At 66.3% G+C, this 25,512-nt stretch carries 16 protein-coding genes; 7 read left to right on the top strand and 9 right to left on the bottom strand.

All coding sequences use genetic code 11. From position 1 onward, the window contains the following. Positions 1–78: 78 nt before the first annotated feature. The 8 genes from HZY97_RS14465 to HZY97_RS14500 form a co-directional block, all read right to left on the bottom strand. Entirely contained in the window at positions 79–3,153 is a 3,075-nt protein-coding gene (locus HZY97_RS14465; protein WP_180145096.1) for a TonB-dependent siderophore receptor, read from the bottom strand. Between the two features lie 283 nt (positions 3,154–3,436). Continuing rightward, a complete protein-coding gene (locus HZY97_RS14470) occupies positions 3,437–4,813 on the bottom strand; it encodes a serine hydrolase (RefSeq protein WP_180145100.1) in 1,377 nt (458 codons plus the stop codon). After that, positions 4,813–5,166, bottom strand: a complete 354-nt coding sequence (locus HZY97_RS14475; RefSeq protein WP_180145103.1) for a hypothetical protein — start codon at positions 5,164–5,166, stop codon at positions 4,813–4,815. Before HZY97_RS14475 ends, HZY97_RS14470 begins: the two co-directional genes overlap by 1 nt. Positions 5,167–5,670: 504 nt before the next feature. Next, complete coding sequence (locus tag HZY97_RS14480; protein ID WP_180145106.1) at positions 5,671–6,519, bottom strand: nuclear transport factor 2 family protein; 849 nt, start codon at positions 6,517–6,519, stop codon at positions 5,671–5,673. A 65-nt stretch (positions 6,520–6,584) separates the two neighbouring features. Beyond that, complete coding sequence (locus HZY97_RS14485) at positions 6,585–7,370, bottom strand: LytTR family DNA-binding domain-containing protein (protein ID WP_180145109.1); 786 nt, start codon at positions 7,368–7,370, stop codon at positions 6,585–6,587. Next, entirely contained in the window at positions 7,370–8,440 is a 1,071-nt protein-coding gene (locus HZY97_RS14490; protein ID WP_180145112.1) for a sensor histidine kinase, read from the bottom strand. The genes HZY97_RS14485 and HZY97_RS14490 overlap by 1 nt, the downstream gene beginning before the upstream one ends. 243 nt (positions 8,441–8,683) lie before the next feature. Next, positions 8,684–16,348 carry an autotransporter outer membrane beta-barrel domain-containing protein gene (locus tag HZY97_RS14495; RefSeq protein WP_180145115.1) on the bottom strand — a complete coding sequence of 2,555 codons (7,665 nt, stop codon included), beginning with the start codon at positions 16,346–16,348 and terminating at the stop codon, positions 8,684–8,686. Between the two features lie 139 nt (positions 16,349–16,487). Continuing rightward, positions 16,488–17,663: a hypothetical protein gene (locus HZY97_RS14500; protein ID WP_180145118.1), complete on the bottom strand. Its 1,176-nt coding sequence runs from the start codon at positions 17,661–17,663 to the stop codon at positions 16,488–16,490. Between the two features lie 174 nt (positions 17,664–17,837). Here HZY97_RS14500 and HZY97_RS14505 point away from each other — a divergent pair, with 174 nt between their 5' ends. The 5 genes from HZY97_RS14505 to HZY97_RS14525 all read left to right on the top strand — a co-directional run bounded on the left by HZY97_RS14505 (position 17,838) and on the right by HZY97_RS14525 (position 20,839). Further along, positions 17,838–18,488, top strand: coding sequence for a TetR/AcrR family transcriptional regulator (locus HZY97_RS14505; RefSeq protein WP_180145120.1), 651 nt, complete (start codon positions 17,838–17,840; stop codon positions 18,486–18,488). An 86-nt stretch (positions 18,489–18,574) separates the two neighbouring features. Further along, positions 18,575–19,156, top strand: a complete 582-nt coding sequence (locus HZY97_RS14510) for a YqaA family protein (protein ID WP_180145123.1) — start codon at positions 18,575–18,577, stop codon at positions 19,154–19,156. A gap of 168 nt (positions 19,157–19,324) precedes the next feature. Then, entirely contained in the window at positions 19,325–19,522 is a 198-nt protein-coding gene (gene secE, locus HZY97_RS14515; protein ID WP_180145126.1) for a preprotein translocase subunit SecE, read from the top strand. 35 nt (positions 19,523–19,557) lie between these two features. Then, entirely contained in the window at positions 19,558–20,097 is a 540-nt protein-coding gene (nusG, locus tag HZY97_RS14520) for a transcription termination/antitermination protein NusG (protein WP_180145129.1), read from the top strand. 73 nt (positions 20,098–20,170) lie between these two features. Next, positions 20,171–20,839 (top strand): spermidine synthase, encoded by a 669-nt coding sequence (locus HZY97_RS14525; protein ID WP_180145132.1) that lies wholly within the window; start codon positions 20,171–20,173, stop codon positions 20,837–20,839. A gap of 14 nt (positions 20,840–20,853) precedes the next feature. Here the strand turns inward: HZY97_RS14525 and HZY97_RS14530 are convergent, their stop codons facing one another. Continuing rightward, on the bottom strand, positions 20,854–22,182 hold the full coding sequence (locus HZY97_RS14530; RefSeq protein ID WP_180145135.1) for an MFS transporter: 1,329 nt from the start codon (positions 22,180–22,182) through the stop codon (positions 20,854–20,856). A gap of 166 nt (positions 22,183–22,348) precedes the next feature. On the opposite strand from HZY97_RS14530, the gene cyoA reads away from it, so the two are divergent. Both cyoA and cyoB read left to right on the top strand, forming a co-directional pair. Further along, positions 22,349–23,497 carry a ubiquinol oxidase subunit II gene (gene cyoA, locus HZY97_RS14535; RefSeq protein ID WP_180145138.1) on the top strand — a complete coding sequence of 383 codons (1,149 nt, stop codon included), beginning with the start codon at positions 22,349–22,351 and terminating at the stop codon, positions 23,495–23,497. Positions 23,498–23,513: 16 nt separating this feature from the next. Then, positions 23,514–25,511 carry a cytochrome o ubiquinol oxidase subunit I gene (gene cyoB / locus HZY97_RS14540; protein WP_180145140.1) on the top strand — a complete coding sequence of 666 codons (1,998 nt, stop codon included), beginning with the start codon at positions 23,514–23,516 and terminating at the stop codon, positions 25,509–25,511. Position 25,512: the final 1 nt, after the last annotated feature.

The raw sequence follows: 25,512 nt of genomic DNA on the forward strand, positions 1-25,512 counted from the left end.
TCGATTTCCACTGCGCAGGCGGCGCATGAAAAACGGGAGCGGCGTACGGCCGCTCCCGTTCGTCTCACCTCAAAAAGGCTAGAAGTCGATCTTCGCGCCGACGCGGAAATAGCGGCCCGTGATGTTCGGACCGGCCCATGCCGGGTTGAAGCCGTAGAGACCATAGGCCGCATCCGGATCGAATGGCGGCTTGATGTTCAGGACGTTCAGCGCGTTCACATAGACCGAGAACTGGTCGTTGATCTTGTGCGATGCGGTGAGGTCCAGGTTCCAGACCGCCTTGGAACGACACTGATAGGCGGTGCCGTCGTCATAGGCGAATGCATGGCTGCAATCGTCCGGCGTGGCGGCATTGATGTCCAGCTCCGCAACCTTGTAGCCGCTGGTGTAATAGGCCGTGGCAGTGACGGTGGTGCCGCCGAACTCGAGCGTGTTCTGCCAGCTGGCGCGCCAGCGCGGCGAACCCGAACAGGAGGTGATGTTGCACGGGCTGAGCGTACCCTCGTAGCGCAGCGGCTCCGCGGCCTCACCGGTGATCGGATCGATGTTGGTCAGGTGGTTCTGGTCGAGATACGACGCGTCGAACGAGCTGATCAGGCGGAGTCCGCCGGCCACCTTGATCTTCGCACTGACACCGAAATCGATGCCCTGGACCAGCTGCTCATTGGCATTGGCATAGGACGCCTGGATCGTGCCGAGATGCGGCAGCGCGTTTGGGTTCGCCTGGTCGGGCGTGCCCTGCGTGACGGTGAAGCCGGGAATGTTGACCACGCCGTTGTTGCGATAATAGGCGTCGATCACCGGCCCGGTGTTGGTCACGCCGACGATCTGGTCGCGCACGCGGATCCGCCACAGGTCCACGGTGAAGCTGACATTTCGGATCGGCTCGAAGATCAGGCCGAGCGTGATGTTCTCCGAGCGCTCCGGCTTGAGCTCCGGATTGCCGACATTGGTGAGGCCGACCGAGAAGGGCTGCGAGGCATAGGCGTTGTTGCCGTGCGCCGCGCAGAACGTCGCGTAGGTCGTGCAGAAGGTGCCGCCGCCGTTCGAGACAAAGCCGGTGGTCGGCAGGCCGAAGGCTTCGTTGAAGCTCGGGATGCGGAAACCCTTCGACCAGGTGCCGCGGAAGGCAACCTGCGGGATCGGCGTGAACTTGGCGCCCACCTTGGGCGAGAAGTTCTTCTGGCCGGTCGAGTAGGAGTCGTAGCGGCCGGACAGGTTCAGCTCGAGCTGCTTGACGATCGGCGCATCGATCTCGCCGAACGCCGAGAAGACGTTGCGCGCGCCCGACGTGCCCACGGCGTTGACGCTGTAGTAGCGGTCATAGGGATGGGCATCGTTCTGCGGATTGGCGCTGGGCGCGTCGATCGACTCGTGGCGATAGGCGAGGCCGGCTGCGACGTTGAGCGGACCGCCCGGCAGCTCGAACAGCGCATGCGACACGTTGCCCGTGGCCTGCCACAGGTTCGAGACCGACAGCGTATTGGCGGTCGGCATGAGATAATCCCAGGTCGCCTGGGAATTGGCGGCCGGATTGGCAAAGTTGAACGTACCGCGGGCCACGAGGTCCATGATCCGCTGCGGGATCGGATAGCCGTTCTGCGCGCGCTTCAGCTCGACACGCGACGCGGCGAAGCTTGCCGAATAGTCCCAGTCACCGAAGACCTGCCCGCTGAGGCCGATCACGCCGCGCATCGCGCGTGCCGAAGTCTCGTCCGTGGTCGGCCGATCCGGCCCGAACTGCAACTGCGCCGTGCGGCCCGACGCGGCATAGGGGTTGTAGGGATTGAGCGTGCCATTGGCCGCGGTGCAGCCGGTGTTGAGGCCGTTCAGCGTGCCGACGCCCGTCGGACAGACATAGACCGGCGCGATGACGTTGTAGACGACCGCCCCGCTGCGCGGCGCGGAAGGCCGCTCGTAGAAGACGCGCGGTGCTCCGGAGGCGAAGGTGTCGGTCTGGTAGAAATTGCCCTGCGCGTAGAACTGATGCGATTCACCGATATTGGCGGTGAAGCGCGTCGAAATGCCGAAACGCTCGACGTCGGGCTGGAGCATTCCATAGGCGCCGGTAAGGTTCGCCTCGCAGACGCTGCCATCGGCGGGCGCAGCGCCCGAGCCGCCCTGTGCGGGATCGAGCTGTGCAGCGGTCAGCTGCGTGCGGCTCCAGCGGCCGCAGCCGAGCGCCGAGTTCAGATACGAGAAACGGCCGTCACCGATCGCTGCGCCGGCCGTATTGACCGGACGCACTGCGGTGACACCGGGGACGCCGAAAAAGGCATTGGCCGAGCCATCCGGGCTGACGCCGTTCGAGTTGAGATTGGGCAGGCAGGCGCCGCTGGCGTTGCAGATCCGGCTCCAGTCGGTCGTGTTGAACGGATAGCCGCGATCGCGCGCCCACAGTGCGTCCTGCTTCAGATATTCGCCGCTGATGTAGAAGTTGAAACCTTGCTCGCTCAGGTCGCCAAAGCCCCAGGTCAGGTCCGCGCGCTGCTCGCCGGCGTCGCCTTGCTGCGAGATGCCGGCGGAGAAATTGGCGTGCAGGCCCTTGATCTCCTTCTTGGTGATCACGTTGATCACGCCGGCGACCGCGTCGGCGCCATAGGTCGACGAAGCGCCGTCGCGCAGTACGTCGATACGGTCGATGATCGCGTTCGGAATCGTGTTCAGATCGACGAAGTTGCGTTGGCCGTCGTCCGCGAGCGGATACGGCGCCATGCGCAGGCCGTCGAACATCGTCAGCGTCGCCTGCACGGTAAGGCCGCGCAGCGCGACGGCGTTCGCGCCTGCCGCGAAATTGTTGCCGCTGTTCCAGCCCTGGGTGATCGTGCCGGCGTTGCCGGCCGAGATGCGCTGCAGCGCTTCGGCGACGGTGTTCATGCCGCGCTGCTCGAGCGTGTCGGCCGAAAGCACGGTGACCGGCGAAGGCGTTTCCGAATTGGCCCGGCGGAACAGCGAGCCGGTGACGACGATCGAGTCGCCCGTTTCCTCTGCCTGCACGTCGGGCGCAGGCGTTGCAGCCTCCGGCACTGCCTGCCCGGCAGCATCCTGTGCATGGGCGGGTGCCGCGAGGAGGATCAGCCCGGCCGGCACCGCACCGCAAAGCGCCGTGGAGCCGCGCAACAGGCGGGTGAATAGCGTGTTTCGTGTCGTCATTATCTGCCCTTTGGTTGGCGGATCGCCGATCTTTCGGGCTCCCTGTGTCCCGGTCGGCTGGTCATTCCGCGTTGCGCGCGGCGAGCGTTCGTGAGGCATGCCCATCGCTGGGATTCGGTCGCTCCCGGAGGAGCGGCGACCGAAGGCGATACCCGTGGCGCTCGCCGCGCCGCGCCCGTCTTCGGAACGGGTGCGAGCGAAAACTGTGTGTCGCGCCGCCAATACGCCTGCGTTTCGCGACCAAAATGGAGGGCGGTGCGACGAAGATTGCCGCTGTAGCGGGCTAGTCCGGGCGCAAGGCCGTCAGCCTGGCATCGGTATCCGCCGCGCAGATCCAGATCATCGTCTTGTACGCGAAATCGAGGCGGTAGCGCCGCTGGCCATTGGCAAGGACGTCGATCAGCTCGACCGCGCCCAACGGACCGACTCCGCGCAGCATCGCGCGGGTGAAGGGCGAGAACAGGCTCGCGGCGGCATCCTTGCCCGCAGGGGCGAAGACCGCGACAGGATCGTGATCGGCGACTGCGCTCGTCATCGCGGTACGGATATTCGAAGCGATCATCGGGCGGTCGTCCGCGATCCCGGGCATGCGCGGCGGCGCGGGAAGATAGGTGTCGAGGATCGCCTCGGCGAGCAGCGGGTGCAGCAGCTGCTGATTGGTAAGCACGATCACGGTGAGCTGCCGCGCCTCGACCCTGACGATATCGGCAAGAGCCGGCCCGCCGCTATGGCCTGCGGTGGTGGCGCCGCGGTACGAACCCACGATCCAGCCCAAGCCGAATGACGACTGTTTCCCGCCCGCCAGCGCGCCGGGCGTCTCGAGCGCGCGAATGCTCTCCGGACGGAGCACCCGTCCCGTGTCCATCGCCACGAAGAAGCGGGCGAGATCCTCGATCGAGGCATAGAGACCGCCCGCGCCATAGCCCTGGGGGGCGAAGAAGAAGTCGCTGGTGGCGAGCCGGCCGTCGCGCAGGCCATATACTGAGGCGCGATGCGGAAGCACCTCGCCAACGCGCACCGAACCGTCATCGGTGGCCATCGCGAAACCGGTCGACGTCATGCCGAGCGGCGCGAGGAGCTCCTCTCGCAGAAGCTGCGGCAGCGGCCTGCCGCCCGCCTTTTCGAGGATCGCCCGCAGCACGGTGAAATCGGTGAAGCCATAGCGTGCCTCGCTGCCCGGCGCATAGGCAAGCGGCGTGGCCATTGCCTTTGCGACGATCCCGTCCACCGTCACGTCTCGGGCCGCACCCCATTGCTCGGCGAGGCCGGAGCTATGGTTGGCGAGCTGGCGCACGGTGATGCCCGCCCAGCTTTGCGGCGCGTCGGGAAACCAGCGTGTCAGCGGATCGTCGAGACCAACCTCCCCCTGCTCCACCAGCCGCATCAGCAGCACGCCAGTGAACATCTTGGTCACAGAGGCCAGCTGGAAGCGGGTATCCCGGCCGACCGGCGCGGCCCATTCGAGATTGGCCATGCCATAGGTGGCGATCTTCACGATCCGGCCATGCTCGACGACTGCAACTGCGGCGCCGGGGATGGCGTTCAACGCCATCTGCCGGCGCACGATCGCATCGACCCGATCCGGCGCAGCGCGCGATGGGGTGACGAAGAGGAGCGCCACCAGCGCAAAGAGGAGCGCGCGGATCGGGCCGGCGCGCATCAGCAGCCGTCCGCTGCCGGCTTGGACGTTGCCTTGCTCGATTCAGCGACGCTTACGCCGGTGTTGATCGCCGTGCCGGCGATCGCGCCGCCATAACCGCCAACCAGCCCGCCGCCGACCATGTTTGTCAGGCCGGTCCTGCTCGCCGCCTTGAGGATGCTGCCCAGACCGAAGCCTTTCTTCTTGGGCTTGCAGGCGGGCGCCGCTTCGGGTGCCGGGGCATCTGCCTCGCGGGCGGCGCTCACCTGCGCCTGGGCAGCCGCCATGGCATCGGCGGGCGCCTCCTGCGCCTGGAGCGGAGCAGGCATCGCGGCAAGAAGCATCGCACCGGCGACGCGGGCAATTCGGGGCATTGAAATTCCTTCCGAGAAAGGCGGACGCGCCGCCGGAAACGTCCTCGGAATGGGTCGCGCATCCGACCTCTTCCACGCGGATTCGATCGGAACGGACCGATGCGCGACAAAGGCCGCCCCTCGATCGAGCAAGGGCGCGACCGAGGGCGCAAGCATTGTGGAATATTAGAGCCCGCAGGAATTTGTGGCACGGCCGCCGGGTAAGAGGCTGCCGTGCCACGCGCGACACCCTTGGGGCGCAAGGGCATACGCCAGGCGCCAATGAAGGGACGCCGGACGCCTGTCGCTTTTCGAGGTCGGCGCGTGCGCCGGAAGGGGAGCGGACGGTCTCGCGTCGAACGAGACCGTCCGTCACTTCCGAGTCGAGGGATCAAGCCGGAAGTGAACCGTGTTGCAACGCCCTCTTGCCGCCACAGCGCATTCCCGGCGCGCCGATAGCGACGAAGCACGATCCTGGTTCGACGGGGACGACGAAGCCCGCCGCCCACGAGACAAACCCGCCAATCAGACGAGTTCGTCGATCAGCAACTGCCAGGTCACGCCGTCGCGACGCCAGACGCGCACATAATAAGCCGGCGCCCCGGTAGCTGGGACCAGCCGGCCGTAGCTGGCAGCCAGATCGCCCGCGCCCGAAATACGCGTCCCCAGCTGTTCCGCTCTGGCGAAGCGCCGCGTATCGGGCGCGAGACGTGCTGCGTCGGGCTTTGCGATCGAGCCGACATGGGTGCGCAGGAGATAGCCGTCCTCGGCGAGGACCGGCAGCAGCGCCGCCACGCCCTTCTCGAGATAACCTGCGTTGAGCGCCTGCTCCGCCAGCTCCAGGCTTTGTCCCACTTCCCCCTCCGGCTTCGCCTGCGCGGCATCGGCTAGGCGGATGACCTGCGTCGGAAGGGATGCCGCGCCTTCGGCGGCCTGCGGGGGCAGCCCGTGGTCGAGGAACCAGCGCCAGCGCCCATCCGCACCGCGCGACCAGATGGTGAGAAACTGTCCGGCGAGCACCCGGCCACCATCCACCATCCGATAAGGTCCGGTGGTAAATCCAAGGTCGTGCGACCGCGCGATGCCGGCGACGCTGGGATGCCATTCGAGCGTCAGGCCCGGTGTGTCGCGCTGCTTCGCAAGCCGCTCCGGGGCCGCCACGGGCTCGGGCGTAAGCAGCACGCTGTCGCTAGCGGCGTGCGCGCGAAACGCACCCGTGATGCCGATGCGCTGCGCATCCGCGGCAAAGTCGCGTTCGGCAGCGACCAGGCTGGCAAACGGATCGGCGCCCGATTGCGCATGGGCAAAGCTGGAGGGGAAGAGCAGCGCGAACGTTGCTGCGGCGAAGATGGCGTGATGTCTAAGCATGGCCAATGCTGCGCTCGCCCGAAGGACGGGCTAAGTCTCCTGCGACCGGAAAGGTTTCCGCTGCGACGGACCTACAGGCCCAGGCGCTCGACGACCTGGTCCTGATAATTGGGACCGACCTGAAGCCGGGTGCCGTCGTTGAGCAACAGCCGCAACATGCCCTTGCCCGGCCGCTCGACCCCGGAAACGGCGGCGATGCGCACCATGTGGGAGCGGTGCACGCGGATAAGCAGGGCGGGATCGATCCGCTGCTCAATCTCGCTCATCTTGGCGCGCATGATGTAGCATTTGAAGGGCGTGTTGAGCAGGACATAGTCGCGCGCCGCCTCGATCCGGTCGATCGTATCGATCGGCACGCGTACGGAGCCCTGACGCCCGGGAACCCAGATGCCGCTGTCATAGGCGCCGCGTGCGGGCTGCGCCTCTGCCGCGCCATCGGCCCGCAGCTCGGTCACGATCGTGGCCAGCTCCGCCGCCCGACCCTCCGCGTCGAGCATCCGCATCCGCCGGCGAACCCGCTCGATGCCGATCCGCAGCCGGTCGAAGCTTACCGGCTTGAGCAGATAATCGACGGCCTCGACGCTGAAGGCATCAAGCGCGAAGCGGTTGAAGGCCGTGACGAACATGATCTCGGGCGCCTTCGGGCTGTCGGCCAGCGACTGCGCCAGGTCGATGCCGGAAAGCCCCGGCATCTGGATATCCAGGATTGCGAGATCCGGCTTCAGCGTAGCGATCAACTCGCGCGCCTGAAGCCCGTCGCTCGCCGTGCCGACGATCTCGACATCGGGGATGGCCTTCAGCGCAAAGCCGAGCCGTTCGAGCGCGAGCGGCTCGTCGTCCACCAGCAGGATACGCATCATTCCGCCGCCCGCCGCACCGGCACCATACGCAACGGCAATGTCAGTCGCACCAGAAAACCCCTCTCGGTCGCACGCGCATCAATATCTCCAAGCTCGCCGTAAAAGGCGGCCAAACGCTTCCGGACATTCACCAGGCCGACGCCGAGCCCCGCCGGCTTCGAGCCCAGCGCGTGGCGCCCATCGTCCTGCACCACCAGCTCCAGCAAGCTGCCGATCGCCCGCGCACGCAGTGCCAGCGTCACGCGCTCGCGCGCCGGCGCGACAGCATATTTGACGGCATTTTCGACCAGCGGCTGAAGCAGGAAGCTGGGCACCATCGCGTCAAGAAGCGCTGCCGGACAGTCGAACTCGACATGGAGCCGCTCGCCGAAACGGGCGGACTCGATGTCGAGATAGGATTGGGCGTTGGCCAGTTCCTCATCGAGCGTGATCTCTTCCTGCGGATCGGTCTCGAGGGACAGGCGCAGGAAGTCGGCAAGCTTCATCGTCACATGCTCGGCCTCGGCGTTGCGCCGCGTGACGATGAGCGACGAGATCGCGTTGAGCGTGTTGAACAGGAAATGCGGGTTGAGCTGGAAGCGCAGCGCCGCGAGCTGCGCCTGGTGTGCCGCCTCGTTCGCCTCGGCCAGCCGGCGCTGCGTCTCGCGCATCGCCATGTCGCTCAGCGTCAGGCCCCAGGCCGTCGCGTAGAAGCCATAGATGAACACGAAGGGCATCAGGCCGCGATAGAAGATCTCCGACAGCGGCGGAGACTTGTGCGCCACCGCCATCGCATAATCGCGGACCTGATAGGCATCGATCCCGCCATGGAGCAGCGCGATCGCCAGCGCCGCGACCACGAGCAACGGCACGCGCCACCGCCGCGGCGCCCGCCGGCACAGCCAGATGATGCCGACCAGAACCGTCGACAGCAGCAGCCCGCCGACCAGCGTCTGGGTCAGCAGGATCCGATAGGCTGCCGGGAAGGGTTCCCCCGACGCTATGTCCTGTGCCGACCACAGCACCAGCGCGACCAGCCACAGGAACATCGTCAGCCCCGCCGCGATCCACAGATCGCGGGGTTTCATGCCAGGCGGAAGAATGTCGTGCATGTTTGCGAACATAACAGAGTTTGCCTGGGTGACGATCATCTAGAACGGCGCATCACACGGCAGGAACGGGCCAGGCACCACGGTTCGCAGCGAAGGCCGCTGGAGCGGTAGGATGCACGCAGCTTTCGACGAATCCCGACTTCGCCGCGACGAAAACAGACGGGCCGGCCCCGGGGCATGATACCCCGGACCGGCCCGCCCTCCCCCTGTCAGGAAGGATCAGAACGCTACCGAAAGGCCAGCATTCACGCTGTGGCGGGTAGTGTCGCCGAACTTGTTGCCGACGCCCGCGCCATATTCGCCCGAGTAGCTGACGTTCAGGCGGACGCTCTTGGAGAGCGGCGCCGTCACGCCCAGCGCAAGGTGCGCCATCGTGTCGCCGCGCTCGGCACCCTGGGCGATCACCGTGCCCTTGTCCGCCACGCCGGCGAAATAGGCATAGGCCAGGCCATTGTCGCCGCCGATCTGGTGGCGAACGCCGGCCTCGACCCAAGGGGTGACCCCGCCCAGATCATAGCTCACTGCCAGCGACGCATCACCGAACAGGGCATCGCTCTTGTGCGCCAGCGTAGCCAGCGCGAAGTCCGAGCCCTTCTCGGCCGCCTGCTCGCGGCGGCCCTGGACGAAGGTGAGACCAACGCGCGGTGCGATGCGCAGTGCGCCCAGCGAGACCTGATAGTCGGCCGAGACATCGGCAAGCAGGCCGCCCAGGTCGTAGCGCGAGGTGGCAGTGCCGCCCGGCAGCGCACGCCGCGTCTTGGCCCGCGACAGATCATAGGCGAGCATGCCGCGGATCGCGAAGGCGCCGGATTCACCGCTGGCAGTGACGCCGACCTGCATGCCATCCAGCTTGGTGCTGGCGCCCAGCCCTTCCACGGTCTGGTTGGTCGAGAGGTTGCCGACAAAGGCAGTCACCCGGGCATTTTCCGACATACCATAGCCAAAGCCGCCGAGCAGGCCGCGGCTGTCGCTACGCAGGTCATGCGCACCGGTGCCAACATTCCCATTCAGCGCACCCTCCTGGTACAGGCCCTGGGCAAAGCCATAGAACCCGACCTGGCCCTTGTTGCTCCGCTCGAGGGTGCGCACCGCATCGACCACGGCCAGGCCGGTATCGATGCTCGCCTGCTCCGCGGCCGCGAAGGCCTCAGGGCTGAGCTGGGCGAAGCCGGCAGCGCGCGAGGCGCCGTTGGTGTCGACCAGCGCCGGCAGCGCACCGGTGAAGGCCTGCACCATCTGGCCACCGCCCAGCACGACATTGGCGTAGCGGATCGAATCCTGGACGTTAGTGCCGAAGCCCGAGTCGTTCTGGAATTCACCGACCAGCTGGATCTTGTTGCCGCGGGTCGCCACGAAGCCGAACACCGTGTTCGACTTGTTGATCGTGGTGAAGCCACCGGTGATGCCGCCCTGCGCCACGACCAGATCGAGCGCGCCGCCCGGGGTCGACTGGAGCATGCCGGTGATGTCCAGCGTCGCGCCGTTCTGGATGGTCATCGCGCCGGAGATGTTCAGGCGGTCGCTGCCCGTCGGCGCCATTTCCAGCAACAGGTTGGACCCGTTGGTGAAGAGCACATTGCCGTTGACCGTCATCGTACCCGGCGAGGCGCCCGGCGACAGCGTGCCGCGCACTTCGATATTGGCGTTGACCGTGCCCGCGGTGCCGAAGGTCGCGCCATGGCTGACGACCAGCGTCTTGGCCGAGGTGATCGTCGTGCCCGCCTGGCCGATCAGGCGGCCACCGGTGACCGAGATCGTGTCGTAGCTGACATTGCCGGTGAGCGAGATGACGCCGCCGGCGACGTTGAACGCCTCGAACTCGCTATAGCCCTGCCCGTTCCACGCGGTCGGCGCGGCATAGGTGCCCTGGGTGTTGAACTCGAGCGTGTCATAGCCGGTCCCGCCGCTCGCGGTGCCGGTGATCGCGCCGCTATGGCCGAGCGTCAGGCGGTCATCGCCCGCGCCGAGCGCCACATTGCCCGCCAGCGTGCCCTGCACGTTGAGAGTGTTGGCACCGTCATTGCCCGCAAGCGTCGGGACGGTGAGCGTCGAGCCCGCCGCGACCGTCAGCTTGGCGCCGAACAGATCGACCACGTCGAAGCTCGCATCACGGTCGACGAGCAACTCGCCGGCATCGCCCGATTCGAGCTGCTCGAAGCCTGTGGCGTTGACGCTGCTCAGCTTGCGGACCGTGTCGGCCGCCTGGTTGAGCACCAGGCGATCGGTGCCGTCGCCGCCATCGATCGCGCCGCTCAGCGTTGCGCCGCTGGCCAGCGTGAGCACGTTGTTCGCCGCACCGAAATTGGTCTCGGTCGCCGTCACCGTGCTCCCCGCCGCAACCGTGAGGTTGCCCTGCTCAACCGAGATAGTCTGGAAGGTCCCGTTGCCGCTGATCGCAAGCGTGCCCGCACCGTTCGCCAGGATGTCCTCGAAGTTGAGGATCTTGGCAGTCGCCAGGGTCGCGGTCTGCTCGGCGAGCGTGGTGAATTCGAGCACATCGTGCCCGGCACCGCCATTGACCGTCCCCAGGATCGAGCCGCCTTCGACGATCAGCTTGTTGTCATGCTCGTCGAAGTTGAGCGTCTGGTCGGCGGCGATCGTGCTACCCAGCGTCAGCGTCGAGCCCCCGGCGACGTTGATCGTCTCGAAGCTGGCGATGCCGCCGGCGATCTTCGAGTCACCCGTCAGGTTGAGGTTGAGCACATCGTTGCCCGCACCGCCGTCGAGCGCGCCCGAAAGCGTGCCGACAAGGCTCATCGTCAGCGAGTCATCGCCGCCGCCCAGCGACACGCCGCCGGTGAGCGCGGTGTTGAGGATCACCGACTGCGCGCTGTCGTCGCCGATGATGTTGCCGATATGGTGGTTGCCCGTGCCTTCGTTGAGCGTCAGGTCGGCGCCGTTGCGCAGCGTCACCGTATCGAAGTCCTGGTTCATCCCGATCGTCAGCCGGGCATTGCCCGAGACGTCGAGCGACTCGAAATTGGTGACGTTGGGCAGGTTGCTGGTGTCCTGGGTGATCTCGAAGGCCACGGTGTCGATGCCGTCGCCGCCGTCGACCAGCCCGGTGGCAGTACCGCCGGCAAGGACGAGGCGATCATTGCCCGCGCCCAGATCGATGCTGCCCTCGACCACGCCGCCTGCATTGAGCGTCACGGTGTCGTTGCCGCCGCCCATCGCCAGGCCGCCGCCGATCGTGCCCGAGACGTTGACCGCTTCCGCCGCGTCCGAGCCAGTCAGCGCGGTCGCGCCCTGGGTCTGGAAACGCGTGCCCGCGGCGACGGTGACGTTCGAGCCCGCCATGCTGAGCGTGTCGAGATCGGTGGTGCCGCGGATCGTGATCGAGCCCGTGCCGCGCTGGCTCAGCGTCTCGAACTGGCGGAACTGGTCGAAGTCGACTGTGCCGCCGCCGTTCACATCGACGAGCAGCGTGTCATTCCCGGTGCCGCCATAGGCAGTGCCGGTGAACGTCCCCGATGCGGCGTAGACGAAGGTGTCATCGCCCTCTCCGAGGCGCAGGTCACCCTGGAGCGTTCCGTAATTCTCGAACACGTCATTGCCGTCGGCCAGGTCGACATTGCCGATGATCGTGCCGCCGGCGAGATTGCGGATCTTGTCGGTGGTGTTGATCGTCTGGATGCCACCCGCAACGGCATAGCTATCCGCCCCCTCGGCGGTTTCCGGCGCGTTGAGATCGACGCCACTCGCGTCGAAGTTGCTATCGCCCTGCATCACGGTGTCCGCTCCACCGCGGATCGTGCCGAGATTGTCGAGCTCGAAGAAGCGCAGCGCCGCATCGACGCTGGTGCTCCCATAGCCCTCATCATCGAGGCCCGCGACCATCAGCGCGGTGGACAGGCCGCCGGTCGCCTCGATCGAGCCGCCCGCGGCGTTGTTCATGCGAACGATGCCATAGTCGCCGCGCAGCGCCGCGAACACGCCGGTGGCGACGTCGGGAGCGGAACCGGCATTGCTGCCGCCGCCGTTCGCGGTGATCTTGCCGGTGTTGGCCAGCGTGCCGACCAGCACGGGGGTCGGATCGACACAATCCTCTTCGCCCAGGCCGCCGAACGCAGTGAGCAGCAGGCCGGTGCCGCCCTTGCCATCCGACCGGATCGTACCGCTGTTGGTCACGTCGAAGGTGTTGCCGGCCACGCGCGCGCCGGAGGCATAGTTGGATGCCGCCGAGATCGTCCCGCTGTTGCCGAACTTCACGCCGCCATATTCGCTGTAGAGGCTGACGGCGTCGTCGCCGGCAACGCCCGAGCTGATCGAGCCGCTATTCGAAACCTCGATGCTGTTGCCCGGCGCCGCCAGGCTCGAATCGTCGCCGAAGCTCTCGGCGGCGACGAAGAGACCGCGACCCTCGGTCGAGGTGATTGCGCCGCTGTTGGTCATCGTGAAGGCGCCGATGCCGTAGCGATCGATGTACACGCCGGTGTTGCGCGCATTGATCGCGGCGGTGTTGATGAAGCTCGCCAGTCCGTTCGACGAGGTCACGCCGTACAGCGCGCTGTTGATCGTGCCGTTGTTCACCAGCTGGAGGTTCGCCTCGCCGCGCGGATCACTCGCGTCGATTGCAGCCGAGACGCCGTCGTCCTTGTCGGCGATATCGAAGCTGGCGTTGTTGGTGACCTTGCCGTCACCGAGGATGCGCAGCGCGGCAGTCTGGGTCGTGGCCGAAGTGACGGTGACTTCGGTGGTCGCCCCGCTCGCCTCGACGCCATGCATCTCGAAGCTGTTGCCGAGCGTGTTGGTGGCGAGATCGAAGGTGCCGCTGGCAGTGAATGAGCGACCGATCGCATCGGCGCCGTCGCCGCCGGTCACCGTGCCGCTCACGTCGATCGTGGAGCCGTTGCGAGTGAGCACGGTGTCGTCGCCATCGCCCATGTCGAGGTTGCCGGTGACTTTGCCGCCATTGGCGACATAGAGGTCGTTGCCACCGCCGAGCAGGACGTGACCGGTGATCGTGCCGGCATTCTCGACGATGTCATTGCTGTCGCCGCCGACGATTGCGGCGCCGGCGGTACCGACGACGCTACCGTCGCGGTGGCCCTGGATCAGGCCGTTCTTGTTGTTGATGATGCGGTTGACGCCATAGCCGGTCGTCTCGATCGCATTGCCATAAGCGCTGATGATGTCGCCGGTATTGTTGACGACCGAATTGTCCATGCGGACGCCGGTGCCGAGCACGGTGATGCGCCCGGTGCCGAGGTTGCCGCGCTCGTTATTGAGCGTGCTGTCGGTCATGTCGACGGCGGTGGAGACATTGTCTGCGGTCGCGGTCTTCGAGTCCTCGCGCAGGCCGGTGCGGTTGAAGATCGTGCTGCCGTTTGCGACCAGCAGCGTGCCCTTCGCCGAGCCGCTCTTGCGGATCTCGGTGCTGTTCGAGAGCACCACTTCGGTGCCGTAGCCGGTCTTCAGGCCGACGCCGCCGGTGAAGCCGATGCCGCCCTTCTGCGCCATCAGTTCGAGGCGGCGGGCATAGGTGGCATCGACCGCGATCCCGGTGGTGCCGCCGCTCACGGTGGCGCCGATCACCAGGTCGAGGCCCTGGCTGTTGTCGCCGAAGAGGTCCGCGGTCGAGCTCCGCTCGACGAGGATTGACGGCCGCGCATAGCCGGCATTGTTGAACGGCATGTCGAGCACGATCCGGCCATCGCCGGTAAGGCGGATCAGGCCGTCATAGCTCTGATGACCCTCCCCGTCCGCGTCGAGCGGCCCCTGGAGCGTCAGCACCGTATCTGCGCCCGCCGCCTCATAGACCGTGCCGCCCGAGAAGCCGGTCACCGGGTCCTGGAGCACCGAGAAGGTCTGGCTGCTGCCGGCGCGTGCCTGGAGCACATTGTTGCCCGCCCCCATGTCGAGCGTGCCCGAGACGAGGCCGCTGGTATCGACCGTACCGTCCTGCTTCAGGCGGCCAAGATCGACGACCAGCTTGTCGTCGCCATCGCCGGTGGACAGATTGCCCTGGATCGCGCTCCCCTCGGCCAGCCACACCGTGTCGTTGCCGGTGCCGCGGAGAAGAACGTCGCCGACGATACTGCCCTTGTTCGCCACCAGGGCGCCGGAAGGCGCGACCGTGTATAGATCGACGGCAACGCCCTGCTCACCGCGGATCTCGCCTTCGTTGATGAGCTTGAGATTGCCCGTATACTGGTTGCTGTAGCCGGTGATCGCTGCGTTCTCGCCGGTGCCGACGATCGAGCCGCGGTTGGTCAGGCTTGCGCCATAGGCCATGTCGACCGCGCTTTCGCCGCGAAGCTCGCCGCCCGTGTCGTTGACGAAGCTCGCATAGGGCCCTTCCAGGCTCACCGCATATCCGCCGGCGCTGTCGTTCCGGATCGTGCCGCTGTTGTAGGCCGAACCCTGCGCATAGACGGCGAAGGAGACATTGCCTTCGGCGTGGATCGCGCCGCGATTGGCGAAGCCATATTCGCCCTCGGCAAAGCCGATGCCGCGCGTGTTGATGCCGCTATAGGCGTCCCCGGAGAAATTGATCGTGCCGTCCGTATCGTTGGTGAAGCGGGTTAAGAAGTCGTCCGCCTCGATCATCGCGAGCGGAGATCCGGCTTCCGGATCGGTGACGCCGGTGAAGTTCAGCGTGCCGCGATTGACGAAGGTCAGCGGCCCCGAGCGGTCGCTATACTCGCTGTAGGAATCGAGGCTGAGCCCCGGCTGGTATCCGCTGTACGTGAAGTCGGCGAGGTTCGTGACAATGCCCGGCCCGGTGACGTCGAGGCCCCCGGTGAGGCTTCCCGCGGAAATCGTTACGTTCAGGTCGCAGCCGCACAGATCGATCCCGTAGCGCTCGAAGCCGCTCGGCAGCGGATCGAAGGCAATCGCCCCCGAACCCGTCATGCGCACGCCATAGGTGTCGACGCCTTCACCCCCATCGACCCCGCCGGTGGGCAGGGCCGCGAAGCCGGTCGCACCGCCTTCGCGCCAGAACTGGTCGTCGCCGCCGCCAAGCGAGACGGTGCCGGTGACGCTGCCGCCCGCACGCTGGTAGAAGCTGTCGAAATATTCGTCGGACCGGACGTCGCCGACGATCTGGCCGGCATTCTCGATGCGCGCGGTTCCCGCCACCTGGATGGCGACGTCGCCCGCACTGCGGATCACGCCGCCGGCATTGTTCTTGAGGGCAAGATAATCCGCCGCGATCGCGGGCGCGGTGCCCCGAGCCTCGATCACGCCGCTATTCTCGATCTCGCCGGATTCGGTGCTGATCGTCGCTTCGGTTGCCGAATTGTTTGCGACCGTACCGCGGTTATCGAGGTCGACATTAATGGCACGGATCGCCGAGGCGTCGCCCGCTTCGATCGTGCCGTTGTTGGTGCCGTAAACATCATAGACGTCCACCCCGCCTTCGATCCGGCCGCCTGCGCGATTGGAAAGCTCCAGCGAGGCGGAGCGTGCGCGCACCGCCGCGCCATCGGTGCCGCGCACCAGACCGCTATTCTCCAGGCGGATATAATTGCCCTGGTCGTCGCTCTGGCGCAGCGCGTTGGCACCCGAGAGCGTGCCCGCGCGGCCGATCCGGACGTCGAGGGAGGCCGTATCGGCCAGCTGCACCGCCGCCCCCTGCGAGAGCGCGCTGCCGTTGACGATCAGCTTACCGCTCACATCGAAGCGAAGCGCCGCATCCGCCGTCGTCTGGCTGCCGACGGTCGCGCCCGGCTGAACGGTGACGGTGCCGTTCGGCACGGTCATCACGAAGGGATCGGACTGGCCTGCGCAAAGCACCTGCGTGTCGCCCGCGCACTGCGCCCGCGCCGCCGTCGAGGAGAGCGCGATGGCAAGCGTCGCCGCGCTGACGAACAGCGCGCTGCGGCGCCGGGCGCCGGGAAGTACGGGAATGCGGGTGGGGAAAGCGGTACGCGACATGATGCTGCTCCGAATGTCGAAGGGGGCCAGCACGGGTGCGCGCCAGCATGAACAGCCCGGGCAGATGTCGATTTTCGCGCGGCAGCTCCAACCGTTTAGTTTCACACCGCAATGCAATTGCACGGCGGTGTGCAGTTTCTCAGCCACGCATCGCGATCGTCATGTCCTGGGTGACCAGATCGGTCATCGCGGCGACGGAATAGTCGGCGTAGCGCCCGGCGACCGCCGCAGCGCGCTCGCGGATCGCGTCGCTTCGGGCCACGCGGCAGAGCGCCTCGCCAACCGCCTGCACACCGGCCGATGCGGCCTGGGAATGCGCAACCCCGGCCAGCGACAGGCGATAGGTGAGCAGAAGCGATTCCAGCGTGTCGGGCAGCAATAGCTGCGGCACGCCGGTGCCGAGCATGGCGGCCGACCCGCCATAGCCGCCACGGCCGACATAGATCGCTGCTTCGCGACCTGTCGTGCCGAGATCGATCGGTTCAGGGCTGTAGCGGATCGTGGCGGGCAGCTCGATCGCGGGCGCGCTCGCGGAGTGCCACAGCACCGGCCAGCGCAGCGCGGCCAGCGCGCGTGCCACCACCAGGCTCCCCGGCCGATCGAACGGCAGGTAGACAAGCGCACGCGGCCCGTCGCCTTTCGGCCATTCAGGCCGGGCGTCGGCTGCGATTCCGACCAGCGGCCCGTAATAAAAGCCGCTCGCGCCGGGCCCATAATGGTCGAGCTCGGCCCAGGCGAGCGAATGCAGTGGCGCCTGCATGAGCAATTCGGACAGGCCGCCCAGCAGCGGCACGCCATAGTGGCGACAGACCTCGCGAACGATCCGATCGGCGGGACGCTGCGCCGCCGCGAGCGCCGCTTCGGAATGCGCGGCCCAGGGCAGCAGGCTGGCGCCCGCGCTGCGTGCGCTCGGCGCGACGAAGCCGGAGCCCAGCCTGACTGCCGGCAGCCCGGCGACATGCGCCGCGAGCAAGGACATCGGCGCATGTTCGGCGATCAGCGCGTCCGGCCCGATCCGCTCGAACAGGCGCAACCATTGCCCGATGAGCGCAATCGTCTGCGCGGTGTCGACCAGCCCACCCGCCGCGATGACTTGGCCGTAGGTGAGCGTCTCGCCGGCCGGGACCCGGCCGGTATAGCGCGGGCTCCGGACGATCGCATCGAAGGAGTCGTGCTCCAGGAGCCTGGCAGTGGCGGGCGTTCGCGCCGCTAGGGTCAGCCGGTGCCCATGCCCGCGCAGCGCGCGGCAGACCGGCGCAAGCGTGGCGACATGCCCATAGCCGAGGCCAAGCTCCCAAGCCGCCAGCAGTCGCATCGCATCCTCCGGCCGCCGCTTAGAGAAGATGCCGCCCCGCATTGCACGCGCCGTTCCTTCACAATGGCGTGCAATCCGGTCCGATCGCGGCGCGGGCGGCTTTTGTCGCAGCCGCGCAGCATTGTGGCGTTCGGCGCGCAAAGGGCACCTTCCAGCGTTGAGGAGGGGGCAGCAATGTACGTTGTCGGGAATAGTCATCCGCAGGCGCCCGCCCAGCGGAGCCGCAGGGACAATCGGACGGCGATCCTGCGCGCCGGCCTGGTGCTGTTCTCGCGCCACGGGGTAGCCGGCGTCACCTTCGAGGACATTGCTGGCGAAACCGGACTGACCCGCCGGACGATCTACAACCATTTTGCGAATGTCGACGACCTGTTCGCCGGCTCGATCAAATGGGCATTGGAGGAGCTCAGCGCACAGCTGCCGCCCGCGATCCCCGCCGAGCGCCCGCTCGACCTCGCGCTGGACCGCTATGTGCGCGATCTTCTGAGCCTGTTCACCAGTCCTCGCTTCGCCGAAGTGCAGCTCGCGCTGGTGCGCCACGATACTGACCGTCCCGTGCTGCGGGCCGCCTTCGACCATATGCTCGTCGATCCGCTGTATGACCGGTTCGCCACCTATCTCTACGCGCGGCGGTTGCGGGAGGACGGGAGCGATCCGCACCGGATCGCGCGCGAGATCGTGGCGGTCGTCCTGGGCCTGGCGGAGGCGGCCAGGCTGCTGGGCCGTTCGGCCGAGGAGACGCTTCGTGATGCCCGCTCCCCCGCGGTGATGATCGCGCGCACTTTGGCTACACCGAAGCGGACGCCGTTGGTCCAGGTCGCCTGAAGCCGACCGCAACGCCAGATGGACAAGTCCCGGGCCCAGCCATAAAGAACGGGCACCTTCCCCGCATCGAAAGTTGCCCGGCCCCGATGTTCCGTCCCTTGTACGATTGGGTGCTGCGCATGGCGCATCACCGCCACGCGATCTGGCTGCTCGGCCTGGTTTCCTTCGCGGAGAGCAGCTTCTTCCCGATCCCGCCCGATGCAATGCTGATCCCGATGGTGATTGCGCGGCGCGAACAGGCCTTCCGCATTGCCCTGGTCTGCACGATCGCCTCGGTGCTGGGCGCGATGCTCGGCTATTATATCGGCTATGGGCTGATGCAGACGGTGGGCGAGTGGATCGTCCACACCTATCATCTGGAAGCCAAGCTCGCCGATGCGATCCACGCCTATCAGAGCGAATACGGCACCTGGATCATCCTGCTGAAGGGGCTGACGCCGATCCCGTTCAAGCTGGTGACCATCGCCAGCGGCGCCGCCAGCTTCAACTTCCCGCTGTTCGTGCTGCTGTGCTGCATCACCCGCGGCGCGCGCTTCTTCATCGTCGCCGCGCTGCTCAAGCGCTACGGCGCGCCGGTGCAGGAGTTCATCGAGAAGCGGCTCGACCTGTTCGCTTGGGCGTTTCTCGGCCTGATCGTGCTCGGTTTCGTCGCCGTCGCCCTCTTCTGAGCGGCGGTTTCTTTTCCCCTGCACACGCGCTTGCGCCCTGCAAAGCAAGTCGCTAGATACAGCACCCAATCCGACAGCGTGGGTGGGAAAGCACCGGTTCCTTTCAGAAGGACCGGGCAGCGGACCCATGCCCCGAAGCCGGCGAACTTTGAAGCGAGGATGGCCCCAGTGGCAAAGACCAGTCCGACCGAATTCGTGAAGCAGGTGCAGACCGAAGCGCGCAAGATCGTGTGGCCGTCGCGCCGCGAGACGATCATGACCGGCGTTATGGTGATGATCATGACCTCGCTGCTCGGCGTGTTCTTCCTCGGCATCGACGCCGTTTTCGACTTCATCGTGAACTCGCTGCTGCGCCTGGCGCAGTAAGCCGAACGCAAGAACCAAAGGGAAAGAACGAACGCATGGCGCGCTGGTACATCATCCACGCCTATTCGGGCTTCGAGGGCAAGGTCCGCGACCAGATTCTGGCCGACGCCACCCGCATGGGCCTCGACCGCCTGGTCGAAGCCGTCGAGGTGCCGACCGAGACCGTTACCGAGGTTCGCCGCGGCAAGAAGATCCAGTCCGAGCGGAAGTTCTTCCCGGGCTATGTCCTCGCCAAGCTCGAGATGAACGACGACGTCTACCACCTGGTGAAGAACACGCCGAAGGTGACGGGCTTCCTCGGTTCGTCGGGCAAGCCGCAGCCGATCAGCGAAGCCGAGGCCGCGCGCATCCTGAACACCAAGGACGAGGCCGCCACCGCCGCGCCCAAGACGAAGGTCAAGGTCGATTACGACATCGGCGACACCGTCAAGGTCACCAGCGGCAACTTCGCGACCTTCTCGGGCGTGGTCGAGGAGCTCGATTACGACAAGAGCCGCGTCAAGGTCTCGATCTCGATCTTCGGCCGCGCGACTCCGCTGGAGCTGGGCTTCGAGGACGTCGAGCGCATCAAGTAAGGCCGGCGACGGCAGCAACTATGCCAGGGGCCGGGGCGCAAGCTTCGGCCCTTTGCTTTTCGGGAGACCGGCCATGGTGCCGCGCGAACTGATCGACATCGCCCAGGTGCCCGGCGGCGACGAGCTGCGGCTGTTCCGCCGCGGTGCGGACTTCATGATCGTACTCGACCGCAACGAGCTGATGAACAGCCGGATGAGCGGTTCCGAGGAAGCACTGGCGACGATGAGCATCGAGCGCATCGCCGATAAGAAGGCGCCGCAGATACTGATCGGCGGCTATGGCATGGGCTTCACGTTGCGCGCCGCGCTGGCCGTGCTGCCGGCCGATGCGCAGGTGGTGGTCGCCGAACTCGTGCCGCAGATCATCGACTGGGCGCGCGGCCCGATGGCCGAGCTCGCCGCCGGCTGCCTCGACGATCCGCGCGTAGACGTGATGATCGGTGACGTCGGCGCGGAGATCAACCGCACCCGCACTGGCTATGACGCGATCCTGCTCGACGTCGACAATGGCCCGGACGGACTGACCCGCCTCGGCAACGACAGGCTCTATTCGACGCGCGGCCTGCAGGCGGCCCGCGCCGCGCTGGCGCCGGGCGGCGTGCTGGCGGTGTGGTCCGCCGCGCCCGACAAGGCCTTTGCCCGGCGGCTCGACGAAGCCGGGTTCGCGGTGGACGAAGTCACCGTGCGGGCGCGCAGCAATGGCAAGGGCGCGAAGCACGTGATCTGGTTCGCGCGGCGATAGGCCGCGCTTCCTGATCAGCTTTCCTTGCGGCCCAGCTCGCGGTTGATCCCCAGCGCCGCCAATGTGCAGACCGCGCCCGAGAGCAGGTACGCGCCCACCGCGAGCAGCCCAAACTGGCTCGCCAGGAACAGCGCCGCGAGCGGAGCAAAGCCGGCGCCGATGAACCACGATGCGGTCGCGGTGGTGCCCGCGCCGGTGTAGCGCCGCTTGGCCGAGAAGCTGCTGTTCACCGCGCCCGAGCTCTGGCCGAATGAAAGGCCGAGCAGGATGAAGCCGAGGATCATGTACACCCATTCGCCGGTCGATCCGGTGCCGAGCAGCTGGGGGGCAAAGCCGCTATAGGCCCCGATGAACGCGGCGGACACGCCAAGCAGGGTGCGGCGGCCGATCCGGTCGGCGATATAGCCCGAGCAGATCACCGCGAGCAGGCCCACGACCGCACCGACCAGTTCGATCATCAGGAAATGCGCTGCCGGCTCGCCCTTCAGCACCACCCAGGACAGCGGAAACACGGTGACGAGGTGGAACAGCGCAAAGCTGGCGAGCGGGGCGAAGGCGCCGAGGACGACGGTGCGCCCCTCCTCGCGCAGCAGCTCGGGAAGCGGCGTCGGCTGAAGCTCCTGCGTTTCATAGAGCCGCTCAAACTCGGGGGTCGAGATCAGCCGCAGCCGGGCGAACAGCGCGACGACGTTGATCACAAAGGCGACGAAGAACGGATAGCGCCAGCCCCAGTCGAGAAAATCGGCGGGGCTGAGCGTGGAGAGGAGGAAGGCGAACACCGCACTCGCCACGAACAGGCCGATCGGGGCGCCGAGCTGGGGGATCATCGCATAGAAGCCGCGCTTCGACGTCGGCGCGTTGAGCGAGAGCAGCGACGGCAGCCCGTCCCAGGTGCCGCCCTGCGCGAAGCCCTGACCAAGACGGAACAGCGCAAGCAGCGCCACGGCGACGCCGCCGATCTGGGTATAGCCGGGCAGGAACGCCATCGCCGCGGTCGATCCGCCGAGCAGGAACATCGCGATCGTCAGCTTCACCCCGCGCCCGTAATTGCGATCGAACCAGATGAAGAGCAGCGCGCCGATCGGTCGCGAGACGAACGCCAGCGCGAAGATCGCGAAGGAATAGAGCGTGCCGGTCAGCGCATCTACATAGGGAAATATCACCGCCGGGAAGACAAGGACCGAGGCGATCGCATAGACGAAGAAATCGAAGAACTCCGAGGCGCGCCCGATGATGACGCCGACGGCGATATCGGAGGGGCGAACTTCGTGGCCGCGCGCGTTGATCAGGCGTGCGTCGCGCTCGAGCTGCGTGGAGGTCGTAGTGCTCAGCGTGGTAACCATGCGCGGTCTCCCTCTCCATCGCTCACAACTATACGCTCGGGTTTGCGCATCATATATACGCCTTCGTAACGGTGCAGCTCATCCTTTAGTTCACTAGCCTGAAGCCACTGGCTGTCCTTTGATTCCGGTCAAAGGCAGCCGAGCAAAGGAGCGATAGCTGGCGCGCATGCGGATACCAGGATCCAAGCGACTTCGCCGGGCTTCATGCCTGATCCCCCTCACCCTGCCCACTTTGCTGGGCGGCTGCGATATGGTGGTGATGAACCCCACCGGCGACATCGCGGTGCAGCAGCGCGACCTCATCCTGTTCTCAACCGGGGTGATGCTGCTGATCATCGTGCCGGTGCTGGCGCTGACCGTGTGGTTCGCCTGGAAATACCGGCGCAGCAACCCGAACAAGGTCTATGATCCGACCTTCGATCACTCGACCACGCTCGAGCTGATCATCTGGACCTGCCCGCTATTGATTATCATTGCGCTGAGCGCGGTGACCTGGACGAGCACCCATCTGCTCGATCCCTTCCGCCCGCTCGAGCGCATCGCGCCGGGCAAGCCGGTGCCGGCGGGGACGAGGCCACTCGAAGTGCAGGCCGTGGGCATGGATTGGAAGTGGCTGTTCATCTACCCGGATCTGGGCATCGCCACGGTCAATGAACTGGCGCTGCCGGTCGATATGCCGGTGCATTTCTCGATCACCTCGACTGACCAGTTCAACACCTTCTACGCCCCCACGCTGGCCGGCATGATCTACGCGATGCCGACGATGAAGTCGGAGCTGAACGCCGTGCTCAACCAGCCTGGCGACAGCTGGGGCTTCTCCGGAAACTATACCGGACGCGGCCATTCGGATAACCGCTTCAAGCTGCGCGGCGTGAGCAAGACAGACTTCGACAAATGGGTCGCGGTCGCAAAGGCCGGCGGCAAGCTCGACACCAACGCTTATGTCGCGCTTGCCAAGCCGAGTGAGAAAGTGCCGGTGATGCGCTTCTCTGCGGTCCAGCCGGGCCTGTTCGACAAGATCGTCAACCAGTGCGTCGAGCCCGGCCAGCCCTGCATGGTCGACGTGATGCGGGGCGACATGCTCCGCGCCGCCGGCAAGCCCGCCCAGCACCTGCCCGCGCCGATGCCGATGGGCGGCACACCCACTCCCGCGCTCGAAAAGGCACCGAACGACAAGGGAAGCGGTCCGAACGTGACCCGGCCGAAGGACGGACATCCACCCGGGCCGCACAAGCCCGGTGACCCGGCCAACCGGGACATGTCCGCCCTGAACCCCCTTCCCCTCCCCGGCGCCCCGCGCGCCGCCCGGGCCTGAGCGCAACGGAACCGCCATGAGTGACACATTGATCAAGACGGTGTTCGGACGCCTGAGCTGGGAGTCCTTCCCGTTCCACGAGCCGATCCTGCTCGGCACCTTCATCGTCGTCTCGCTGCTCGGCCTCGGCCTGGTCGGCGTGGTGACCAAGTACAAGCTGTGGGGCTATCTCTGGACCGAGTGGTTCACCAGCGTCGATCACAAGAAGATCGGCATCATGTACATCATCCTGGGCATCGTGATGCTGCTGCGCGGCTTCTCCGATGCGCTGATGATGCGCGCGCAGCAGGCGATCGCGTTCGGGAGCAACCCCGGATACCTGCCGGCGCACCATTATGACCAGATCTTCACCGCGCACGGGACGATCATGATCTTCTTCGTCGCGATCCCGCTCGTCGTCGGCATCATCAACTTCGTGATGCCGCTCCAGATCGGCGCGCGCGACGTGGCCTTCCCGTTCCTCAACAATCTCAGCTTCTGGCTGACGGTGGCGGGCGCAGTGCTGACGATGATCTCGCTGTTCGTCGGCGAGTTCGCGCGGACCGGCTGGCTGTCCTACGCGCCGCTGGCGGGGCTGGCCTACAGCCCCGACACAGGCGTCGACTATTATCTATGGTCGCTGCAGATAGCCGGCGTCGGCACGACATTATCGGCGATCAACATGGTCGCCACGATCATCAAGATGCGTGCGCCGGGCATGACGATGATGAAGATGCCGGTGTTCTGCTGGACCGCGCTCTGCTCGAACATCCTCGCCATCGCCATCTTCCCGGCGCTGACCGCAGCGTTCTTCCTGCTGCTGCTCGATCGCTATGCCGGCACGCACTTCTTCACCAACGAGCTCGGCGGCGCGCCGATGATGTATTGGAACATGGTGTGGATCTGGGGCCATCCCGAGGTCTATGTCCTCGTCCTCCCGGCCTTCGGCATCTATTCCGAGATCACCCAGACCTTCACCGGCAAGCGCCTGTTCGGCTATTCGTCGATGGTCTACGCGACGGTCGTCATCACCATCCTCAGCTACCTCGTCTGGCTGCACCACTTCTTCACGATGGGCGCGGGGCCGACGGTCAACAGCTTCTTCGGCATCGCCACGATGGTGATCTCGATCCCCACGGGCGCGAAGATCTTCAACTGGCTGTTCACGATGTACCGCGGCAACATCCGCTTCGAGCTGCCGATGATGTGGGTGCTCGCCTTCATGATCACCTTCACCGTGGGTGGCATGACCGGCGTGCTGCTCGCCATCCCGCCGGCCGACTTCGTGCTGCACAACTCGCTGTTCCTGGTGGCGCACTTCCACAACACGATCATCGGCGGCGTGGTGTTCGGCCTGTTCGCGGCGATGGTCTACTGGTTCCCCAAGGCGTTCGGCTTCAAGCTCGACGAATTCTGGGGCAAGGTCGCCTTCTGGGGCTGGGTTGCCGGCTACTGGATCGCCTGGACGCCGATCTACATCGTCGGCCTGATGGGCACCACGCGCCGCGTGAACCATTTCGACGATCCCTCGATCCAGCCTTACTTCGTGATCGCGGCGATCGGCGCGGTGATCATCCTGGTCGGCATCCTCGGCTTCGTGATGAGCATCCTGGTCGGCTGGCTGAAGCGCGACCAGCTCAAGGACACGACTGGCGATCCCTGGGAGGGTCGCACACTCGAATGGTCGACCTCGTCGCCGCCGCCTGCGTACAACTACGCCTTCACGCCCGTCATCCACGACCTCGATGCCTGGTACGACATGAAGGCACGCGGCTATGAGCGCCCGACCACCGGCTTCCGCCCGATCCACATGCCGAAGAACACCGGCGCGGGCGTGATCCTGTCGGCACTGGCGCTGGTGATGGGCTTCGCCATGGTCTGGTACATCTGGTGGCTCGCCGCGGTCAGCTTCATCGGCCTGTTCGTGGTGGCGATCGCCCACAGCTTCAACTTCAAGCGCGACACCTACATTCCCGCCGCGGAAGTCGCCCAAACCGAGGACAAGCGCACGCAGCTGCTTGCACAGGGGGCCTGAC

The sequence above is a fragment of the Sphingomonas sp. R-74633 genome, from assembly GCF_013416555.1.
Classification (GTDB): Bacteria; Pseudomonadota; Alphaproteobacteria; order Sphingomonadales; family Sphingomonadaceae; genus Sphingomonas.

What these genes read in the sequence shown, in the direction of transcription:
- HZY97_RS14465 (WP_180145096.1), bottom strand. Translation starts at nt 3,153, where the DNA reads ATGACGACACGAAACACGCTATTCACCCGCCTGTTGCGCGGCTCCACG.
- HZY97_RS14470 (WP_180145100.1), bottom strand. Translation starts at nt 4,813, where the DNA reads ATGCGCGCCGGCCCGATCCGCGCGCTCCTCTTTGCGCTGGTGGCGCTC.
- HZY97_RS14475 (WP_180145103.1), bottom strand. Translation starts at nt 5,166, where the DNA reads ATGCCCCGAATTGCCCGCGTCGCCGGTGCGATGCTTCTTGCCGCGATG.
- HZY97_RS14485 (WP_180145109.1), bottom strand. Translation starts at nt 7,370, where the DNA reads ATGCGTATCCTGCTGGTGGACGACGAGCCGCTCGCGCTCGAACGGCTC.
- HZY97_RS14490 (WP_180145112.1), bottom strand. Translation starts at nt 8,440, where the DNA reads ATGAAACCCCGCGATCTGTGGATCGCGGCGGGGCTGACGATGTTCCTG.
- HZY97_RS14495 (WP_180145115.1), bottom strand. Translation starts at nt 16,348, where the DNA reads ATGTCGCGTACCGCTTTCCCCACCCGCATTCCCGTACTTCCCGGCGCC.
- HZY97_RS14500 (WP_180145118.1), bottom strand. Translation starts at nt 17,663, where the DNA reads ATGCGACTGCTGGCGGCTTGGGAGCTTGGCCTCGGCTATGGGCATGTC.
- HZY97_RS14505 (WP_180145120.1), top strand. Translation starts at nt 17,838, where the DNA reads ATGTACGTTGTCGGGAATAGTCATCCGCAGGCGCCCGCCCAGCGGAGC.
- HZY97_RS14510 (WP_180145123.1), top strand. Translation starts at nt 18,575, where the DNA reads ATGTTCCGTCCCTTGTACGATTGGGTGCTGCGCATGGCGCATCACCGC.
- nusG (WP_180145129.1), top strand. Translation starts at nt 19,558, where the DNA reads ATGGCGCGCTGGTACATCATCCACGCCTATTCGGGCTTCGAGGGCAAG.
- HZY97_RS14525 (WP_180145132.1), top strand. Translation starts at nt 20,171, where the DNA reads ATGGTGCCGCGCGAACTGATCGACATCGCCCAGGTGCCCGGCGGCGAC.
- HZY97_RS14530 (WP_180145135.1), bottom strand. Translation starts at nt 22,182, where the DNA reads ATGGTTACCACGCTGAGCACTACGACCTCCACGCAGCTCGAGCGCGAC.
- cyoA (WP_180145138.1), top strand. Translation starts at nt 22,349, where the DNA reads ATGCGGATACCAGGATCCAAGCGACTTCGCCGGGCTTCATGCCTGATC.
- cyoB (WP_180145140.1), top strand. Translation starts at nt 23,514, where the DNA reads ATGAGTGACACATTGATCAAGACGGTGTTCGGACGCCTGAGCTGGGAG.